Source organism: Algibacter marinivivus (genome assembly GCF_003143755.1).
Classification (GTDB): Bacteria; Bacteroidota; Bacteroidia; order Flavobacteriales; family Flavobacteriaceae; genus Algibacter_B; species Algibacter_B marinivivus.
Map to the genome: position 1 here is coordinate 546,558 of NZ_QFRI01000001.1, position 18,738 is coordinate 565,295.

20 protein-coding genes and 2 tRNA genes are annotated in these 18,738 nt (G+C 32.7%); 11 read left to right on the forward strand and 11 right to left on the reverse strand.

The window, feature by feature from the left end; all coding sequences use genetic code 11:
• The first annotated feature begins 37 nt into the window (after positions 1–37).
• On the forward strand, positions 38–1,312 hold the full coding sequence (locus DIS18_RS02615) for a UDP-N-acetylmuramoyl-tripeptide--D-alanyl-D-alanine ligase (protein ID WP_109351476.1): 1,275 nt from the start codon (positions 38–40) through the stop codon (positions 1,310–1,312).
• A gap of 136 nt (positions 1,313–1,448) precedes the next feature.
• On the opposite strand, the gene DIS18_RS02620 is transcribed toward DIS18_RS02615, so the two are convergent.
• From DIS18_RS02620 to DIS18_RS02665, 11 genes are all read right to left on the reverse strand, one after another.
• A complete protein-coding gene (locus DIS18_RS02620; protein WP_109351477.1) occupies positions 1,449–2,219 on the reverse strand; it encodes a response regulator transcription factor in 771 nt (256 codons plus the stop codon).
• 97 nt (positions 2,220–2,316) lie between these two features.
• Positions 2,317–2,380: transfer RNA gene (locus tag DIS18_RS14900), tRNA-Lys, on the reverse strand.
• Positions 2,369–2,629: a GIY-YIG nuclease family protein gene (locus DIS18_RS02625; protein WP_109351478.1), complete on the reverse strand. Its 261-nt coding sequence runs from the start codon at positions 2,627–2,629 to the stop codon at positions 2,369–2,371. The genes DIS18_RS14900 and DIS18_RS02625 overlap by 12 nt, the downstream gene beginning before the upstream one ends.
• Positions 2,630–2,684: 55 nt before the next feature.
• Positions 2,685–2,759, reverse strand: a tRNA-Val gene (locus DIS18_RS02630).
• Positions 2,760–2,906: 147 nt separating this feature from the next.
• Complete coding sequence (locus tag DIS18_RS02635; RefSeq protein WP_109351479.1) at positions 2,907–4,124, reverse strand: bifunctional folylpolyglutamate synthase/dihydrofolate synthase; 1,218 nt, start codon at positions 4,122–4,124, stop codon at positions 2,907–2,909.
• A gap of 3 nt (positions 4,125–4,127) precedes the next feature.
• A complete protein-coding gene (locus DIS18_RS02640) occupies positions 4,128–4,985 on the reverse strand; it encodes an energy transducer TonB (RefSeq protein WP_109351480.1) in 858 nt (285 codons plus the stop codon).
• A 1-nt stretch (position 4,986) separates the two neighbouring features.
• A complete protein-coding gene (locus tag DIS18_RS02645; RefSeq protein WP_109351481.1) occupies positions 4,987–5,379 on the reverse strand; it encodes an ExbD/TolR family protein in 393 nt (130 codons plus the stop codon).
• 1 nt (position 5,380) lies between these two features.
• The gene (locus DIS18_RS02650) at positions 5,381–6,082 is read right to left on the reverse strand and encodes a MotA/TolQ/ExbB proton channel family protein (protein ID WP_109351482.1); all 702 of its coding nucleotides are present in this window, start codon (positions 6,080–6,082) and stop codon (positions 5,381–5,383) included.
• Between the two features lie 237 nt (positions 6,083–6,319).
• On the reverse strand, positions 6,320–7,711 hold the full coding sequence (gene nhaD, locus DIS18_RS02655) for a sodium:proton antiporter NhaD (RefSeq protein WP_109351483.1): 1,392 nt from the start codon (positions 7,709–7,711) through the stop codon (positions 6,320–6,322).
• A 12-nt stretch (positions 7,712–7,723) separates the two neighbouring features.
• The gene (locus DIS18_RS02660) at positions 7,724–8,950 is read right to left on the reverse strand and encodes a Glu/Leu/Phe/Val dehydrogenase dimerization domain-containing protein (RefSeq protein ID WP_109351484.1); all 1,227 of its coding nucleotides are present in this window, start codon (positions 8,948–8,950) and stop codon (positions 7,724–7,726) included.
• Between the two features lie 154 nt (positions 8,951–9,104).
• A complete protein-coding gene (locus DIS18_RS02665) occupies positions 9,105–10,169 on the reverse strand; it encodes an anhydro-N-acetylmuramic acid kinase (RefSeq protein WP_109351485.1) in 1,065 nt (354 codons plus the stop codon).
• A 138-nt stretch (positions 10,170–10,307) separates the two neighbouring features.
• On the opposite strand from DIS18_RS02665, the gene DIS18_RS02670 reads away from it, so the two are divergent.
• From DIS18_RS02670 to DIS18_RS02715, 10 genes are all read left to right on the forward strand, one after another.
• Complete coding sequence (locus DIS18_RS02670) at positions 10,308–11,450, forward strand: acyl-CoA dehydrogenase (protein WP_109351486.1); 1,143 nt, start codon at positions 10,308–10,310, stop codon at positions 11,448–11,450.
• Between the two features lie 139 nt (positions 11,451–11,589).
• The gene (locus DIS18_RS02675) at positions 11,590–11,925 is read left to right on the forward strand and encodes an arsenosugar biosynthesis-associated peroxidase-like protein (protein ID WP_109351487.1); all 336 of its coding nucleotides are present in this window, start codon (positions 11,590–11,592) and stop codon (positions 11,923–11,925) included.
• Between the two features lie 155 nt (positions 11,926–12,080).
• Positions 12,081–13,136: an arsenosugar biosynthesis radical SAM (seleno)protein ArsS gene (gene arsS, locus DIS18_RS02680; RefSeq protein ID WP_109351488.1), complete on the forward strand. Its 1,056-nt coding sequence runs from the start codon at positions 12,081–12,083 to the stop codon at positions 13,134–13,136.
• 9 nt (positions 13,137–13,145) lie between these two features.
• Entirely contained in the window at positions 13,146–13,640 is a 495-nt protein-coding gene (locus tag DIS18_RS02685; protein WP_109351489.1) for a rhodanese-like domain-containing protein, read from the forward strand.
• The gene (locus DIS18_RS02690) at positions 13,633–14,262 is read left to right on the forward strand and encodes a TIGR04282 family arsenosugar biosynthesis glycosyltransferase (protein WP_109351490.1); all 630 of its coding nucleotides are present in this window, start codon (positions 13,633–13,635) and stop codon (positions 14,260–14,262) included. Before DIS18_RS02685 ends, DIS18_RS02690 begins: the two co-directional genes overlap by 8 nt.
• Positions 14,255–15,067, forward strand: a complete 813-nt coding sequence (locus DIS18_RS02695; RefSeq protein WP_109351491.1) for a purine-nucleoside phosphorylase — start codon at positions 14,255–14,257, stop codon at positions 15,065–15,067. Before DIS18_RS02690 ends, DIS18_RS02695 begins: the two co-directional genes overlap by 8 nt.
• 15 nt (positions 15,068–15,082) lie before the next feature.
• Positions 15,083–16,054 carry an arsenosugar biosynthesis arsenite methyltransferase ArsM gene (arsM, locus tag DIS18_RS02700; RefSeq protein ID WP_109351492.1) on the forward strand — a complete coding sequence of 324 codons (972 nt, stop codon included), beginning with the start codon at positions 15,083–15,085 and terminating at the stop codon, positions 16,052–16,054.
• A gap of 80 nt (positions 16,055–16,134) precedes the next feature.
• Entirely contained in the window at positions 16,135–17,034 is a 900-nt protein-coding gene (locus tag DIS18_RS02705; protein WP_109351493.1) for a sterol desaturase family protein, read from the forward strand.
• Positions 17,035–17,053: 19 nt separating this feature from the next.
• Positions 17,054–17,938 carry a DUF547 domain-containing protein gene (locus DIS18_RS02710; RefSeq protein WP_109351494.1) on the forward strand — a complete coding sequence of 295 codons (885 nt, stop codon included), beginning with the start codon at positions 17,054–17,056 and terminating at the stop codon, positions 17,936–17,938.
• Positions 17,931–18,737 (forward strand): TIGR04283 family arsenosugar biosynthesis glycosyltransferase, encoded by an 807-nt coding sequence (locus DIS18_RS02715; RefSeq protein WP_245925562.1) that lies wholly within the window; start codon positions 17,931–17,933, stop codon positions 18,735–18,737. Before DIS18_RS02710 ends, DIS18_RS02715 begins: the two co-directional genes overlap by 8 nt.
• Position 18,738: the final 1 nt, after the last annotated feature.

Here is an 18,738-nt window from a genome sequence, read left to right on the forward strand (position 1 = left end):
TTTTATACTTTTATTTTCATAAAAAAAAATTTAATTTTTGAAAACAGAAAAGCTCCATAAACTCTTCCTAGAGTGTCATTCAGTATCAACTGATACAAGAAAAATTGTTAAAGATGATATGTTTTTCGCTCTTAAAGGCGAAAATTTTAATGGTAATAAATATGCTGAAGTCGCATTAAATAATGGTGCTAAATACGCCATAGTAGATGAAGCTGAATTTAATAATTCTGCTCAAACTATTTTAGTAGATAACGTTTTAGAAACACTGCAAACATTAGCTACATTTCATAGAGATTATTTAAACAAGCCTATTATTGCTCTTACAGGTAGTAATGGTAAAACAACTACGAAAGAATTAATAAATTCTGTCCTATCTGAAAAATATATCACGACTGCTACAATAGGCAACTTAAACAATCACATAGGCGTTCCGTTAACTTTATTATCTCTAACAAATGAAACCGAAATTGGCATTGTAGAAATGGGCGCTAATCATCAAAAAGAAATTGAATTTTTATGTAGTGTAGCAAAACCAGATTATGGATACATAACAAACTTTGGAAAAGCTCATTTAGAAGGTTTTGGTGGAGTTGAAGGTGTAATTAAAGGAAAAAGCGAAATGTATGATTATTTAATTTTTGAGAAGAAACACATTTTCGTTAACGCTAATGACCCAATTCAGGTTAAAAAAACAGAAAATGCTAATATATATACTTTTGGAAACCAAATTAACCAATGTGATGTTACGATTAATTTTATTGAAGCAAAACCTTTTGTTAAATGTTCATTCAATAATATAGAAATTCAAAGTCAACTTATAGGTGATTATAATTTTAACAATATTGCTATTGCTATAACAATCGGTAAATATTTTAAAATTGATGATTCTGCTATAAAACGAGCTATAGAAAGTTATATCCCAACAAATAATCGTTCTCAAATTATAGAGAAAGCTACAAACAAGATAATTCTTGATGCATATAATGCTAACCCAAGTAGTATGCATGCTGCACTATTAAATTTTGAAAAGCAATCAGGAAAAAAAACAGCTATTCTTGGCGATATGTTTGAACTTGGTGAAAACGCTAAATTAGAACATCAGAATATTACTGATTTAGCTTTATCTCTTGATATTGATGAAATTATTTTAATTGGAGAAAATTTTTATCGAACAAAATCAAATAAGGCTAAACAATTTAAATCTTTCGACTATTTTAAAAATGATTTTGATTTTTCAAAAATAAATAATAGAACATTATTAATTAAGGGTTCTAGAGGTATGGCATTAGAACGCTTATTAGATTTATTATAATAAACAAAAAAAGTGTCAGTTTAAATTAAACCAACACTTTATTTAATATAATTCTCCCTAAGAACTAATTAATAGCACTGTAAAGATGCACAATAAATTCCATTAACGCAATACTCAAATTGAGTATTTAAACATTTTAAATGAGATTTTTGTTTATTTTCAGCATTCCTATAAGTTCTCCTGTAGAAGATATATTTAGTTTCTTAAGTATATTTCTTCTATGCGTATCAACAGTATTTGCTGCTATATTAAGTTTTTCAGCAATTTCTTTACTAGAATAATTCAAAACTAATAGTCTTATAACATCTCGTTCTCTATTACTTATACCTGTTGACAGTAATTTTTGTGAAAAGTTATTAAAATAAACAGTTTCGTATTCATTCTTTTTATTCAATAACTTAGCTGAAGCGCATATTTGCATCTCAACATTTGTAGAAAGTACCGTGTAGTGTGCTAAACCTATAATGGGTTTATTCTCACTATCAAACTCTAAAGGTGTTGTATTCTGAACTATATTAACGTAGTTTCCCTTGCCGTCTTTAAGCCTATAATTCCAAGTATAGCTCATAAGACTCCTATCTGAAACAGAAATCTCCGTTAGTGTAAAATTCATGAGTTCATTTAACGCCTTTAACCATATATCCAAATCATCTGGATGCATTCTACTCCATAAGTAACGCATCCCTTTTATATCTAATTCATTACGATCTATACCAAGACAGGCACTCATGTTTTTACTGATATATTCAAAAGATAGATTTTGCGTGTTTGTTATACAGAAAAATGTAGAACTATAAGGTAAATAAGTATCTAGCTCTATTATTTTTTCGATATGTTTTTTGAGTGATGGATTGTCGTGAGATTTAAATATTTCTTTGTAAGTATCTTTAATGCGACTTTTATCCATGTACGAGAGATTTCTTTAAAAATAGAAAAAAAATCTGAATAGTATGTTTAGTTATTGAGTATAAAAAAATCCTAAAGTAAAACTTTAGGATTTTTTGTGGGCGCGAAGGGATTCGAACCCCTGACCCTCCCGATGAAAATCGGGATGCTCTAACCTGAGCTATCAGATTTTTCAATGAGACTTTCAATCATCTTTCTACTTTTCCATTTTTTTATCTGAAATTCTCGCCTTATTGATTCACTTTTAGAATCATACGTCTCTGTATATTTTAAAACCCAATCTTTTGCTTTTCCTGTAAAGCCTTTATGGCTTTGCAAATGCTTATCTAACCTAATATTTACATCCTCAGAAGAACCTACATAATATTTATTTAGCTTTGAAGAATAAAGAATGTAAACATAGTAAGACATTACTGAAATAGGTTTAAATAAAAAATCCCAAAGTAAAAAACTTTGGGATTTTCTGTGGGCGCGAAGGGATTCGAACCCCTGACCCCTTGGGTGTAAACCAAGTGCTCTGAACCAACTGAGCTACGCGCCCGAATATTTTTTAAAAGGATTCGATACCTTTTTTGACCCTCCCGATAGTAAATCGGGATGCTCAGAACTAACCGAGCTTGATGCCCTCTAAATTGGACTGCAAATATAACCTAGTTTTTAATATTGCAAAAACTTTTTCAATAAAAATTTAAATTATTTCAGCTACAACAAATGTACTACCTCCAACAAAAATAAAATCGTCTTTACTAGCCGTATTTAATGCTGTTTTGTAAGCTTCACTTACAGATTTATAATCACTTCCTTTTAAATTATACTCAGAAAACTTTTCCCTTAATACTTTAGCATCTAAACCTCTTGAAATATTAGGTTTGCAAAAATAGTATGTCGCTTCTTTTGGCAATAAGTCAACTATAGATCTTAAATCCTTATCACTTACTACCCCAAAGACCATATGCAACGAATCAAATTTTTCATTTTTAAGCTGTTGCATTACATAGGTTAGCCCTTCCCTATTATGCCCTGTATCGCAAACTACTTTTGGTTTGTCATTCAGAATTTGCCAACGCCCTAACAAACATGTGTTTTTAATAACGCTTAAAAGCCCAACTTTTAAGTTTTCATCAGATATACTAAAACCTTGTTTTCGAAGCTCTTTTATTGATTGAATAGTAGTTTTTATATTCTTTGATTGATAAGTACCAACTAAATCTGATTTGTAATGTTCTTTAATAACTTTATCTGCAAATACAAGTTCTGTTTTATTCTTTTCAGCTAGAGTCTTAAAAACGTGGGTTGTTTCATCTTGAGTTTCTCCAATAACTACTGGAACATTTGGTTTTATAATTCCGCCTTTTTCGAAAGCAATAAGTTCTAAGGTATCGCCTAAGAACTGTGTATGATCTAATCCTATGTTTGTAATTACTGAAACTTTAGGTGTTATAATATTTGTAGAATCTAATCGACCTCCCAAACCAACTTCAATAACAGCAATATCAACCTTTTGTTTAGCAAAATAATCAAATGCCATTCCTACAGTCATTTCAAAGAAAGACAGCTTGTTCTTTTCAAAAAAAGGTTTATTACGCTTTATAAACCCAATAACAAATTGCTTACTTACTTCTTCTCCATTGATTTTAATACGTTCTCTAAAATCTTTTAAATGTGGAGACGTGTACAATCCAACTTTATAGCCTGCTTCTTGTAAAACAGATGCTAACATGTGACTTGTAGACCCCTTACCATTAGTTCCTGCAACATGAACTGTATTAAATGTATTTTCTGGATTTTTTAAATGCGAAGCTAGCTTTATAGTATTAGATAAATCTTTTTTAAAAGCTATTTTGCCTTGGCGTTGATACATTGGCAGTTGAGAAAACATCCAATTGAGCGTATCTTGATAGGTCATTTACTATTGACTTAATTTGAAATTAACACTAACAAATCCAATTTGACGTGTTGGTGCTTTGGAATCTGATGGCCATTTATGAGACATGGCAATTTTTTTTGCTGGTTCTAATAAGCATTGTGCGGTATTTGTTGTACCACGAACTCCAGGAGTAGCTTCAACAACATTTCCACTTTGATTTACCACAATTTTAACGATAACCATTCCTGATTCGTTACAATCTTGTTTTAATCTTTTAAAAGATGCTTTACCTCTTCCGTTTAAACCATATCCAACACCTCCACTACCTGTACCTTGTCCGCCAAAATAACTAGGCGCATATGAGTTACCATCTAACTGTCCTTTATCGCCAGCTTTATTATCGTTGCCTTGACTCCCACTTTCGGTACCTTCAGATTTACTTACACCTCCAATTAAGGCATCCAGTTTTTTCTTTTTTTCTTCTTGTTCTCGCTTTTCTTTAGCAATTCTATCTGCTTCTGCTTTCGCTTTCGCTTCTGCAACAGCTTTTGCTCTAGCTTCAGCTTGCTTTTGCTTTTTTATAGCTATTTCTTCAGCGTTATCAGCAGTTAAAACCTCTTCTTTAGCTTCTGTAGATTTTGCTGGTTCTGGCTCAGATTTTGACGCTTCTGGTTGTGGTGGTTCTTCAACCTTTCGAGGCTCAGATTTAACTGGTGCTTTAGGTTGAACATTCCCTTTTCCAAAATTCGAATTACCAAAATTTACAGCTACACCGTACTCTTCTGGCGGATCCATATATGTTGTACCTACTACAAACAACAAAAGCAACAAAATAACAGCTATAAGCCCTGTTAATTTTGCTGAGTTTCTCTCGTGTTTTGTTTTAAAGTACTTTTTCATACTACTTTGGTTTTACCGCTAAAATAACTTTAAATTTATTTCTGTTAGCGATGTCCATCACTTTAACTACGTTTTCAACAGGTACTGATTTTTCGGCCCTTAATACAATTGTTGGTTTTTCTTGAGATGATAATGCTGCCAATAACTCATTCTCTAAAACACTAACACCAACACGCTTTTGATCTATGTAATAGGTTAAATCTTTCTTTATGCTTACTGCAACAGACTTTTTATTTTCTGTTTTACCACTTGCTTTGGGTAATAAAATATCAATAGCATTTGTGGTAACTAATGTAGAAGCAATCATAAAAAAGATAAGTAACAAGAATACAATATCCGTCATAGAAGACATATTGAATTCTGGTGTAACCTTATTTCTTCCTCTAAAATTCATACTACGTTGGCTCGTTTAAGTGATCTAAAAATTCTAATGAATTAGCTTCCATTTGATACACCACTTTATCAGTTTTTACTACCAAGTGATTGTATGCCATATAAGCCACAATACCTACAATTAAACCTGCAACTGTGGTTGTCATAGCTGTATATAAGCCACTTGCTAAGACATCCATCTGAATGGTGCCTCCTGCGTTTGCTAATTCGAATATTGCTAATATCATTCCAATTACCGTACCAAGGAATCCTATCATTGGTGCTGCTCCTGAAATGGTTGCTAGAATACTAACGTTTTTTTCTAGTCCGTAAATTTCTAAACGACCTGCGTTTTCAATAGCTGTATTGATATCTGCTAATGGTTTTCCTATTCTAGAAATCCCTTTACCAATTAATCTTGATACAGGCGAATTTTGTTGTGCACATAGCATTTGAGCAGAATCTATTTTACCATTACTAACATGGTCTTTAATTTGATTCATGAAATTAGCATCTACTTTTGATGCTGCTTTTATAGCGAAAATGCGTTCGAAATAGATATAAATAGCACCTACTAGCAGTAAAAATAATACAGCGATAATGAGTTGTCCTGCAAGACCTCCGCTACTTATTAATTCTATAATTGAAAGTGTTTTTTCAACAGATTCAACATCAGTAAGAACTTCTGTTCCTTCTTGAGTGTTTTGTAATAATGTATTTAGCATATATTAATAATTTATTGCAAATGTATAACGTTTCGTTTTTTATTAAAGTATAATGGATAATTTAATATGCACCGTAAACATGATATTTTGTTAAAACTCTAGATAGAATCTGGATTTGCGTTAGGGATTGCAGTGGAAAGCCCACAGTCCGATCCCGATAGCTATCGGGAGAGGTGCGAGGACTTGCAACGTAAAGCCCGACCCTTGGGTAACGCCCAAATAACTTTTATTTAAATTTTAAAACATGGTTCTGGTAACCATAAACGCCGCAGAGCCTACAAGGAAACCTACAAGCGCTAACCAAGCGATTTTTTTTAAGTACCAAAAGAAATCTATTTTTTCCATACCCATAGCAACTACGCCCGCAGCAGAACCAATGATTAACATACTACCACCTGTACCTGCAGAAAAGGCTATAAAGTGCCATAGCTCGTGATCTATAGGCTCTGAGAACATACCTAAACTAGCTGCAACTAGTGGCACATTATCAATTACCGCAGAACCAACACCGAGTAATAAAACTACTAAATCTGAAACTCCTCCAGAGTGTATTTCTGTACCTAATTGAGGCATAGAATCTTGCAATGAAGTTGCGAAATTGAATAGAATACCCAGAGATTCTAAAGCGGCAACTGCCATTAAAATACCTAAAAAAAATAGAATACTTGGTAATTCGATTTTTGCTAAAGCACTATGTACTGGACTATGGTGAGCGTGAGCGTCACTCTCTTCTGAATCGTGACTTGACATACTAAATTTAGAACTACTGTATATCTCAGCAAATGTTGCAACAATACCTAAAGACAACATCATACCCACGTAAGGTGGTAAATGAGTTACCATCTTGAAAATTGGCACAAATACTATAGCACCTAAGCCTAAATATAACATGGTTGCACTGAACCTAGATTTTGGCTTATTGTCACTTTCTTCCATTTGCAAATCACCTTTGAAAGCAGGTAAGAATGAAGCTATTAACGTTGGTACTGCCATACATAAAAATGATGGTAATAATAGGTAACCTATTAAATGTCCTGTAGTTACTTTTTTACCAATCCAAAGCATGGTTGTTGTAACATCTCCAATTGGAGACCAAGCACCACCAGCGTTTGCAGCAATAATTATTAAACCTGCGTACCAAATACGAACATTTCTATCTTTTACAATTTTTTGAAGAATTGAAATTAAAACTATAGTAGCTGTAAGATTATCTATTATAGCTGATAAAATGAAGGCTAGTATGGCGAAAATCCAAAGAATTTTACTTTTCTTTTTTGTTTTTATAAAGTTTTTTATAGTTGCGAAACCGTCGAAATAATCAATAATTTCAACAATAGTCATAGCTCCTAAAAGAAACACTAAAATCTCAGAAGTTTTACCTAAATGGTGGAGCAATGTTTCCTCCATCATATGCACTTTTTCTTCGTGTCCAAGCAATCCAAAATTTTCTAAGAGTGCGTGTTTTCCAGAATCAAACCACTGTGGAAAAGCATCCAACCCCAAAGCAATTAAAGCCCAACAAATAGCCATCATGACTAGTGCCGGAATAAGTTTGTCAATTTTTATACTATGCTCTAAAGTAATGGCTAAATAGCCCATGACGAATACTAAAATAATTGCTGTTTCCATATTATAAATTGGTTATAAAAGTTGGTTTAGTGCTATTTCAAATGCTGTAGCACTGATCTCAGTTTTTGATTTATTTTTATTGTGAACTTTTTCTAAAGCTTGTCTGATTATATTTGATGTGTCTTTAAAAATGGCTTCATCAGTCATTTGTACTTTGCGCTCCATAAAATACGCAAAAACTCTGGCCATTCCACAATTTGAAATAAAATCTGGTATTAAACTTACTTTATAATCGGTATGTTCCATAATTGGACCAAAGAAAATCTCTTTATCTGCAAAAGGAACGTTAGCACCACAAGATATAATTTCTAGACCGCTATCAATCATTTCATCTATTTGATGAATAGTAATAAGTCTAGATGCCGCACATGGTGCGAAAATTTCGGTTTTTAGAGCCCAAATGTTTTTATTTATCTCTTCAAAAGGTATTAAATTGTCTGCTATTAATGTATTTCCTGTTTTGGCTAAAAATAATTCAGTGATTTCTTCGAAAGTAAATCCATCTTCATTAATCAGACCTCCAGCAATATCAATAATTCCAACAATTTTTGCTCCCATTTGAGATAAATAGAAAGCTGCTGCGGCTCCTACGTTCCCAAAACCTTGAACAACTGCTCGTTTCCCTTTTACATCGCCTCCATAAATATTATAATATTGCTTTACAGCTTCGGCAACCCCAAAGCCCGTAATCATATCTGCTATAGTATATTTTTTAGATACACTTGGTGAAAAATCAGGATTTTCAATAACCTTAATAACCCCCTGGCGTAACTGCCCAATTCTGTTTATTTTATCAGCTTCAGTGGGTTTAAAATGCCCATTAAAAACACCTTCTTGCGGATGCCAAACACCACTTTCTTCAGTTATAGGAATAACCTCGTGAATTTCATCTACGTTTAAATCACCACCTGTTCCGTAGTAACTTTTTAGTAACGGTGAAACAGCTCCATACCAACGCTCTAGAACGCCTTTTTTTCTTGGATCTTTGGGATCAAAATTGATTCCAGATTTAGCGCCACCAATAGCAGGACCAGAAACCGTAAACTTGATTTCCATAGTTTTTGCTAGAGATAAAACTTCATTCATATCAAGTCCTTTACGCATTCTTGTTCCTCCACCTGCAGCACCTCCACGAAGAGAGTTTATTACCACCCAACCTTCAGCTTCTGTTTCAGAATCTTTCCAATTAAAGACAATTTCTGGTGTTTTATTTTCGTATTTTTTTAATAATTCTTTCATTTTTTCTTGTTGATTCGTTTGTATAGCTTTCTTATAATTTATCCGGAGGTAAGTTTAAGTGAAGTTATAATTGAGTCATTGGAAAAAAATTTAAATTATTAATATAACAAATATAAAAAACTAAAAACCTTTTGTTATTAATTTATCATGAATTTTAAGGAAGATATATCCTACCAGAACTATGATCTTTAGAAGCGCCAGTAACGCTTTTTAAACAATTAACTTCGTTTCTTATTTTTAAAACCCCTAAAAAACCAAAAATTAATGCTTCTTTAAATTCTACAATATTATTTGATGGGATAATTATTTCAGTGTTTGATAAATGCTTTATTCTTTCTATTAAAAATGTGTTATAGACCCCACCACCAGTAATCAAAACTGTAGCCTTTTCTATCTTTTTTATTTCTGAAGCTATTTGATATGCAATATGTTCCAGAAAGGTTCTTAAAACAGTTTTTGTTTCAAGTTGAAAATTATTTATTATTGGAAAAACATTTCGATTCACCCATTCTAAACCTAAAGATTTTGGGTAGTTTTCTTTGTAAAAATCTAGCTTATTTAATTGATTAAGCAAGTTTTCATTAATAGTTCCAGTTGATGCAATTCCACCTCTATCATCATAATCGAATCCCAACTTATTCACATAATGATTCATTACAATATTAACAGGGCAAATATCATAGGCAATTCTTTCATTATTTAAATGCATTGAAATATTAGCAAATCCGCCCAAGTTCAAACAAAAATCGTATTCAGAAAACAACAGTTCATCACCAATGGGAACTAAAGGAGCTCCTTGTCCACCATGTTCAACGTCTTGAACTCTAAAATCACAAACTACTTTTTCATTTAATATTTTTGCCAATAAAGGTCTATTTCCTATTTGATAAGTTAATTTGTTTTCTGGTTGATGCAATGCTGTGTGTCCATGTGAGCATACAGCATCAATATGTTTTATTTGGTTTTTATTAATAAAACCCTTTATTACATTAGCTAGATATTCAGTATAGTTAGCATCAATGTTTTTTAATTCTTCAAAAGAAAAAGAAACTAAACGCTTTAAAATATTAAACCATTTTGCATCATATTTAATGGTTTCAGCATAAACAATCTCAAAACCCCAAACCTCATCATAATAAAAATTAGCATATACTAGGTCTATTCCATCTAATGATGTTCCAGACATCACTCCAATAACACTATATTTTGATTTTGACATAGAAAGTAAAAGTAATAATCTTGTATAAATAAATGAAAAGATTCAACACGTAATATCAGTACTTAATTTTTAAGAATTCACACTAAAAAGCTATATTTGTAAACATTTTTTACCAAAACAACATTTTAATTACGAATTATGAATTTTAATCTTTCAGAAGAACATATAATGATTCGCGATGCAGCTCGCGATTTTGCCAGAACAGAATTACTCCCTGGTGTTATAGAACGTGATAACAAACAGGAGTTTCCTAAAGAACTCGTTAAAAAAATGGGTGATTTAGGTTTTCTAGGAATTATGGTTGACCCAAAATATGGAGGAAGTGGAATGGATGCCATTTCTTATGTTCTAATTATGGAAGAACTTTCTAAAATTGATGCTTCAGCTTCAGTAATTGTTTCAGTTAACAATTCATTAGTTTGCTATGGTTTAGAGGCATATGGATCAGAAGATCAAAAACAAAAATATTTAACAAAGTTAGCAACAGGAGAATTTGTTGGTGCATTTTGTTTAAGCGAACCAGAAGCTGGTAGTGATGCCACATCGCAGCGTACAACTGCAATTGACAAAGGCGACCATTATATTATAAATGGCACAAAAAACTGGATTACTAGTGGTGGTCGTGCTGATGTTTACTTAGTTATTGCACAAACCGACAGAGATAAAGGATCTCATGGCATCAACGCATTCATTGTTGAAAAAGGCACTAAAGGTTTTGATATTGGCCCCAAAGAAGATAAATTAGGTATTCGTGGAAGTGATACACATACACTCCAATTTAACGATGTTAAAGTGCCAAAAGAAAATAGAATAGGTGTAAACGGTTCTGGTTTCCGTTTTGCTATGAAAACACTTTCTGGTGGACGAATTGGTATAGCAGCACAAGCTTTAGGTATAGCTTCTGGTGCTTACGAGTTAGCTTTAAAATACTCTAAAGAGCGAAAAGCTTTTGGAACCGAAATATGTAACCATCAAGCCATTGCATTCAAATTAGCCGATATGTATACTGATATTGAAGCTGCAAGAATGCTAGTTATGAAAGCCGCTTGGGATAAAGATCAAGGCAAAAATTATGACAAATCTAGCGCCATGGCTAAACTATACGCCTCTAAAGTAGCTATGGAACACACCGTAGAAGCAGTTCAAATACACGGAGGTAATGGGTTTGTAAAAGAATACCATGTTGAACGTCTAATGCGCGACGCCAAAATCACACAGATTTATGAAGGCACTTCAGAAATTCAAAAAATAGTTATTTCTAGAAGTTTAATTAAAGAATAAACATATAGTTTCTCCATAAACTATTATCTACTTTATAAAAAATCGCCATTTAATATATTATTTGGCGATTTTTGTTAAGTTGCGTTAAACCTTCCGACTTAATAAATTAGATTTCTATCTTTAGACAAAAATATTTTCAATGTCAAAAACATATTACGATCCAGCCGACTTAAGAAAGTTTGGAAAAATAACAGAATGGAGTGAAGAGCTCGGAAACAAGTTCTTTGATTATTATGGTAAAGTTTTCGAAGAAGGCGCGCTTTCCGCAAGAGAAAAATCTTTAATAGCACTGGCCGTTGCCCATACAGAGCAATGTCCATATTGCATAGATGCATACACGAAAGATGGTTTGCAACGCGGTGTTACAAAAGAAGAAATGATGGAAGCCATACATGTAGGCGCAGCCATAAAAAGCGGTGCAACTTTGGTACATGGCGTACAAATGATGAATAAAGTGAATAAGTTAGACGGTTAATATTTTGGGTGTTACCACAAGGGTCGGGCTTTTCGTTACAAGTCCTCACTCTCCCGATAGTTATCGGGATCGCTGTGGGCTTTCCACTGCAATCCCTAACGCAAAACCAGAACTCTAATTTTACCGTAGTAACTATATATTATTAAAAATAATTAATGGCAACAAAGTCTCTACATAAACGAGAAAGCGATTTAGCAAACAGCAATAGGCAGTTAGAAATTCTATCAAACGGTATTTTTCAAAACGGAGAATTACCAACCTTTAAAAGTAAAATTGCCGAAACAAATCAATTTCCTCTTAAAGCAAAAAAATTGGAAATTCTACAAATCAATGTAGGCTACATGTGTAATCAAGTTTGCGACCATTGTCATGTAGATGCTGGTCCAGATCGAAAAGAAATCATGACGCGAGACACCATGCGTCAATGTTTGGACGTTATAAAAAATACAGGTGCACACACCTTAGATTTAACAGGAGGTGCTCCAGAAATGAATCCAGATTTCCGTTGGTTTGTTGAAGAAGCTGCAAAAGCAGGAATTAAAGATTTTATAGTTCGCTCTAACTTAACAATCATCAGAGCCAATAAAAAATATTACGATTTACCAGAGTTTTTCAAAAAGCATAATGTTCATGTGGTTAGTTCTATGCCACATTGGACTCGAGGAAAAACTGACAAACAACGTGGCGACGGTGTTTTTGATAAATCTATAAAAGCACTTCAAGAATTAAATGCAGTAGGTTACGGTATGCCAAATAGTAATTTAAGATTAGATTTGGTTTACAATCCTTCAGGGGCCTTTTTACCAGCAGATCAAATGTCTATGGAAAAAGATTTCAAAAAAGCTTTAATGGAAGATTTTAGTATTCACTTTCATAATTTGTTTGCCATAACAAACTTGCCTATTTCTCGTTTTCTCGATTATTTAATAGCTTCAGAAAACTATGAAGATTACATGTACGCACTTGTTGAAGCCTACAATCCAACAGCTGTTGAAAACGTCATGTGTACCAATACACTTTCTGTAAGTTGGGACGGATATTTATACGATTGCGATTTCAACCAAATGCTTGAACTTCCTGTAAATAGCAAAGCAAAACACATTTCAGAATATAACGAAGATTTACTTGAAGGCAGAAACATTGTTATTTCACAACATTGCTACGGGTGTACTGCAGGAGCAGGAAGTAGTTGTCAAGGAACAGTAGCATAAAACAACCACATGAAAAAGGTATTACTCTTTATTTGTATTGGGATTTCAATTTCTGGATTTGCTCAAAAAACGCTTTCAAAATTATTGAAGCAGCAAAACAAAGAGAGTATTCCTTATATTTCGGTCGAAGATTTAAAAACTGAGAAAGCGTCTGTTATTCTATTAGATTCAAGAGAACAAAAAGAGTTTAATACAAGTCACTTACAAAATGCTATTTGTGTAGGTTATGATTCCTTTAACTTGGATATTGTAAAACCCAAACTACCAAATAAAAACTCAAAAATAGTAGTGTATTGCTCTTTAGGTATTCGTTCTGAAGATGTTGCAGAAAAACTTAAAAAAGCAGGCTATTCAAATGTATACAATTTATATGGAGGCATTTTTGAATGGAAAAATAACGATTTAGAAGTCTTAAATTTACAAGAACAACCAACAGATTCCATTCATACTTTTAATAAAGCATGGAGTAAATGGTTAAAAAAAGGCGTAAAAGTATATGAGTAAAGCATTAGTTATTGTTTTTGTAAAAAACATAAAACTTGGAAAAGTAAAAACCAGACTTGCCAAAACTATTGGCAATCAAGGCGCTTATGATGTTTATAGCGAACTCGTAAAAGTTACCGAACAAGCTACCGAAAATGTATCAGCAGATAAACGTATTTATTTTTCTGATGCTGTAGTTGACACGAAATGGAAGAACGATTCTAAAGCAGTTCAACATGGTATAGATTTAGGCGAACGCATGAAAAATGCTTTTCAAAAAGGTTTTGAGGATGGTTATGACCGTATCGTTCTAATCGGCTCAGATTTGCCAGATATCACAGCAAATCATATCAATAAAGGTCTTGACGTTTTGAAAGAAAATGAAGTGGTTTTCGGACCCGCAGAAGATGGCGGCTATTACTTAATTGGGCTTTCAAAAATGAATAAGTCTGTTTTTGAAAACAAGCCTTGGAGTCAAACCGATTTATTAGAGGAAACACTTCAAGAATTGAATAAAAAACAAGTTACATTTACTACTTTAGATACTTTAAATGATATTGATACTTATGAAGATTTAATAGCTTCAAAGTTTTATCAATCTAACATACAATTACAAGAAAAAATCAAACAATTACATGATTAAGTTTATAGAAGAAACAGTTGATTATTTAAAAAACAAAGGCTTTGATAGCCCTGAAATTGGCATCATTCTAGGCACAGGGTTAGGTCAATTAATCAACGATGTAGAAGTAATAAAAGAAGTAAGTTATAACCATATTCCTAATTTTCCAACCGCTACGGTAGAGTTTCATAAAGGAAAACTTATCTATGGAGTTATGGCTGGGAAGAAAGTTATCGTCATGCAAGGACGTTTTCATTTATATGAAGGTTATTCATTACAAGATGTTACTTACCCTGTTCGCATCATGGAAAAACTAGGCATACACACACTATTAGTTTCTAATGCTTCTGGGGCTATTAATCTTGACTTCAAAAAAGGAGAATTGATGTTGATTGAAGACCATATTAATCTTCAAGGTAGTTCACCATTAGCCTTTAAAGGCGTTGAACTTTTAGGCGAACGTTTTACGGACATGAGTGCACCTTATAACGCAGATATAAATTCAAAATTTAAATCTATAGCCGAAACTAATAACATTACATTACATGAAGGTGTTTATGTAAGTGTTGTTGGTCCGCAACTAGAAACCAGAGCAGAATATCGCATGTTAAAAATCATGGGAGCCGATGCTGTTGGAATGAGTACGGTTCCAGAAATTATTGTTGCCAATCATTTAAAATTAAAAGTAGCTGCGGTGTCAGTTTTAACAGATGAATGCGACCCAGATAATCTAAAGCCTGTTGATATTAGTGAAATTATCGCCATGGCAGAAAAAGCAGAACCAGATATGGTTATACTTTTTAAAGAATTAATCAAATCACTTTAAACGCACATTAATAGCATGAGTACCTATTTAGAAACTACACACGACGTATATAAAGAAGCGGCCCTAACACCAGATGTTGGTTTATGCTGTACAACCAATCCTATTTGGGAATTACCTGGTTTAAAAATTCCAAAAATAATGCAAGAAATGAACTATGGTTGTGGTTCTACGGTACATGCTCGTGACTTAACAAATAATCCAAAAATGCTTTATGTTGGTGTTGGAGGTGGTATGGAGTTACTTCAATTCTCATATTTTAATCGTCAAAAAAATGGTGTTATTGGCATTGATGTGGTTGATGAAATGCTAGAAGCCTCACGTAAAAACTTCATAGAAGCTGAAGCTCAAAACGATTGGTTTAAAAGCGAATTTGTAGATCTTAAAAAAGGAGATGCTATGCATTTACCTGTTGAAGATAATAGTATCGATGTAGCAGCTCAAAATTGTTTATTCAATATTTTTAAAGCTGACGATTTAAAGAAAGCTATTGCTGAAATGTATCGGGTTTTAAAACCTCATGGGCGTTTAGTAATGAGTGACCCTACCTGTGAGCAACCTATGAATGATACGCTTCGTAACGATGAACGATTACGTGCTTTGTGTCTAAGCGGAAGTTTACCAATTTCAGAATACGTTAAAGCATTAACCGATGCTGGTTTTGGCACTATTGAAATTAGAGCCAGAAAACCATACCGTATATTAGACCCAAAAAATTACCCAACAGACGAGTTAATCTATATAGAATCTATAGAGGTTGCCGCCATTAAAGACCCAATGCCTGAAGATGGGCCTTGTATTTTTACTGGAAAAGCAGCTATTTACTTTGGTTCTGAAGATTATTTTGATGATAAAAAAGGACATGTTTTAGTTAAAAATCAACCTTTAGCAATTTGTGATAAAACTGCTGGAGCTATTGCAGACCTTGGTAGAGATGATATTTTCATCAGCGAATCTACTTATCATTATGATGGTGGTGGATGTTGCTAAGACTATATTGTTATTTTTACATAATAAGCAATCTCTGAATCTTATTATATAATAGATTCCTGCCTTTGCAAGAATAACAGATGGAAAAATACATAGACATCATAAAAAACTCCTACGTTGGATATTGGAATTATCTAAAAAACGAGATACTCTTCCAAAACCATTGGGATAATTATTTTTATGGACTAATAATTATTTCACTTCTAGTTTGGGGTTTAGAGATTGTTTTTCCTTGGCGAAAGAAACAATCTATTTTCAGGAAAGATTTTTGGCTGGACACGTTTTATATGTTTTTCAATTTCTTTTTATTGAATCTTATCATTCTTATTGCACTTTCAAATACAGCAGCTCAGTTTTTTAATGATGTTTTAGGAAGTATTGGCTTATCCATTAATAGCTTCCAACTTTTTGATGTAGACAATTTACCAAAATGGTTAGGATTGTTTGTTTTCTTTATCGTTTCTGATTTTGTACAATGGAATACCCATCGTTTATTACATCGTGTGCCTTTTTTATGGAACTTCCATAAAGTTCATCATTCAGTAAAAGAAATGGGGTTTGCCGCACATTTACGCTACCATTGGATGGAACCTGTTGTTTACAAATCGTTACTCTATATTCCTATTGCTATTATTGGAAATTATGATGCTAAAGATGTCGCTATTGTTTACTTTTTCACCATTACAATAGGTCATTTAAACCATGCTAATTTAGGTTGGGATTACGGTTTTTTAAAATACATTTTCAATAACCCAAAGATGCATATTTGGCATCATGCCAAAGCTTTACCAAAACATGTTAGGTTTGGCGTTAATTACGGACTAACTTTAAGCATTTGGGATTATTTGTTTAAAACAAATTACATCCCACATAACGGAAAAGATATTGAGCTGGGTTTTTCTGGTGATGAAACATTTCCTAAAGATTTTATAAAACAAGAACTATATCCCGTATTTTCAGAAGACAAAAATTCTGATTAATTAAAAACCTAAGCTTTAAATGAAATACCTACAACTATTAGCTATACTTATTTTTATTAGTTCTTGCTGTAGCACAAAACGTATTAGTGAATCATCTTCCAATAAACCAAAAACTGAAGTAGTAGAAATCACTAAAGATTCTATTGTTGCAGAAATTGAGGACACAATAACTATTATTGAAACTGACACTACTAAAGTTTCAGAACCAAACAATAAAGATGTTATAAACACTGAAGAAGAAGAAGAAACATCGATTATATTTAATCATAATAACTGGAATAATCTGCTTCAAAAACATGTATCAAATCAAGGGAATGTTGATTACAAAGGCTTTAGAACAGATAGAAAAGCGTTATTAAATTACATAACAAGTTTAAGCGAAAATCTACCAACTGACACTTGGACTAAAAATGAAAAACTTGCTTATTGGATTAATGCTTACAATGCTATGACAGTAGATTTAATCCTCAGGCATTACCCAATTAAAAGTATTAAAGACATAAAAAAACCTTGGCAACAACGCCATTGGAAATTAGGAGAAAAATGGTATGATTTAAATGAGATAGAACACAAAATTCTCAGAAAAATGAAAGAACCAAGAATTCATTTTGCTATTGTTTGTGCGTCTTTTTCTTGTCCTCAATTACAAAACAAAGCTTTTACTGCAGAGCATTTAGAAACGCAACTAACAACAGCGACTAAAGCATTTATAAACGACCCAAAAAGAAATTATATAACACCAACTAAAATAGAACTTTCTAAAATCTTTGCATGGTTTGATAAAGACTTTTTGGTTAATGGTACTGGAAGCATCATACAATACGTTAATAGGTATTCGAATACTAAAATATCTCAAAAAATGACTAAGCGCTTTATGGATTACAACTGGGATTTGAATGAATAAACTCCAAATGAAAAATCATCAAATATCAATTATAGTTCCTGTTTTAAATGAAGAAACCTGTATTGGCAAACTCTTAGAGCATATACAAATTAACTCCTCTGCTAAAAATATTGCAGAAATTATTGTGGTAGATGGAGGAAGTAGCGATAGCACTAAAAGTATTATAAAAGCATTTTCAAATTTTACTTTTATTGAAAACATTGCTGCTTTTAACTATATAGATCAAACTGCTTTAGAGAAAAAAACACTTTTTGATCATGATCAAACTGCTCCAATAAAATTATTAGAGTCGGAAAAAGGACGCGCTAAACAAATGAATTTAGGTGCTGAATCTGCAACTGGAAATATTCTTTATTTTTTACACGCGGATTCGCTTCCTCCAAAAAACTTTGACCAATTAATCATTAACGAAGTTAAAAAAGGTAACAAAGCGGGGTGTTTTAGAATGCAGTTTGATAGTAATCATTGGTGGTTACGCTTAGCGAGTTGGTTAACACAATTTAGATGGCGTGCTTGCCGTGGTGGAGACCAAAGTCAGTTTATAGCTAAAAGTCTTTTTAATGATATTGGCGGTTTTGATGAACGCTATATTATTTATGAAGACAATATTCTAATTAACGAACTGTACGCTAGAAAACAGTTTGTAGTCATTAATAAAAAAATAAAGTCTTCAGCTAGAATGTACCGTAAATTTGGAGTTTGGAAACTGCAATATATTTATTGGTCTATTTATGTAAAAAAATGGTTTGGGGCTGATTGTAATGAACTATATAATTATTACAAAAAGCAAATCGAATAAC

Coding starts and splice junctions, on each gene's coding strand:
- DIS18_RS02620 (WP_109351477.1), bottom strand. CDS start 2,219: ATGGATAAAAGTCGCATTAAAGATACTTACAAAGAAATATTTAAATCT.
- DIS18_RS02625 (WP_109351478.1), bottom strand. CDS start 2,629: ATGTCTTACTATGTTTACATTCTTTATTCTTCAAAGCTAAATAAATAT.
- DIS18_RS02635 (WP_109351479.1), bottom strand. CDS start 4,124: ATGACCTATCAAGATACGCTCAATTGGATGTTTTCTCAACTGCCAATG.
- DIS18_RS02640 (WP_109351480.1), bottom strand. CDS start 4,985: ATGAAAAAGTACTTTAAAACAAAACACGAGAGAAACTCAGCAAAATTA.
- DIS18_RS02645 (WP_109351481.1), bottom strand. CDS start 5,379: ATGAATTTTAGAGGAAGAAATAAGGTTACACCAGAATTCAATATGTCT.
- DIS18_RS02650 (WP_109351482.1), bottom strand. CDS start 6,082: ATGCTAAATACATTATTACAAAACACTCAAGAAGGAACAGAAGTTCTT.
- nhaD (WP_109351483.1), bottom strand. CDS start 7,711: ATGGAAACAGCAATTATTTTAGTATTCGTCATGGGCTATTTAGCCATT.
- DIS18_RS02660 (WP_109351484.1), bottom strand. CDS start 8,950: ATGAAAGAATTATTAAAAAAATACGAAAATAAAACACCAGAAATTGTC.
- DIS18_RS02665 (WP_109351485.1), bottom strand. CDS start 10,169: ATGTCAAAATCAAAATATAGTGTTATTGGAGTGATGTCTGGAACATCA.
- DIS18_RS02670 (WP_109351486.1), top strand. CDS start 10,308: ATGAATTTTAATCTTTCAGAAGAACATATAATGATTCGCGATGCAGCT.
- DIS18_RS02675 (WP_109351487.1), top strand. CDS start 11,590: ATGTCAAAAACATATTACGATCCAGCCGACTTAAGAAAGTTTGGAAAA.
- arsS (WP_109351488.1), top strand. CDS start 12,081: ATGGCAACAAAGTCTCTACATAAACGAGAAAGCGATTTAGCAAACAGC.
- DIS18_RS02685 (WP_109351489.1), top strand. CDS start 13,146: ATGAAAAAGGTATTACTCTTTATTTGTATTGGGATTTCAATTTCTGGA.
- DIS18_RS02690 (WP_109351490.1), top strand. CDS start 13,633: ATGAGTAAAGCATTAGTTATTGTTTTTGTAAAAAACATAAAACTTGGA.
- DIS18_RS02695 (WP_109351491.1), top strand. CDS start 14,255: ATGATTAAGTTTATAGAAGAAACAGTTGATTATTTAAAAAACAAAGGC.
- arsM (WP_109351492.1), top strand. CDS start 15,083: ATGAGTACCTATTTAGAAACTACACACGACGTATATAAAGAAGCGGCC.
- DIS18_RS02705 (WP_109351493.1), top strand. CDS start 16,135: ATGGAAAAATACATAGACATCATAAAAAACTCCTACGTTGGATATTGG.
- DIS18_RS02710 (WP_109351494.1), top strand. CDS start 17,054: ATGAAATACCTACAACTATTAGCTATACTTATTTTTATTAGTTCTTGC.
- DIS18_RS02715 (WP_245925562.1), top strand. CDS start 17,931: ATGAATAAACTCCAAATGAAAAATCATCAAATATCAATTATAGTTCCT.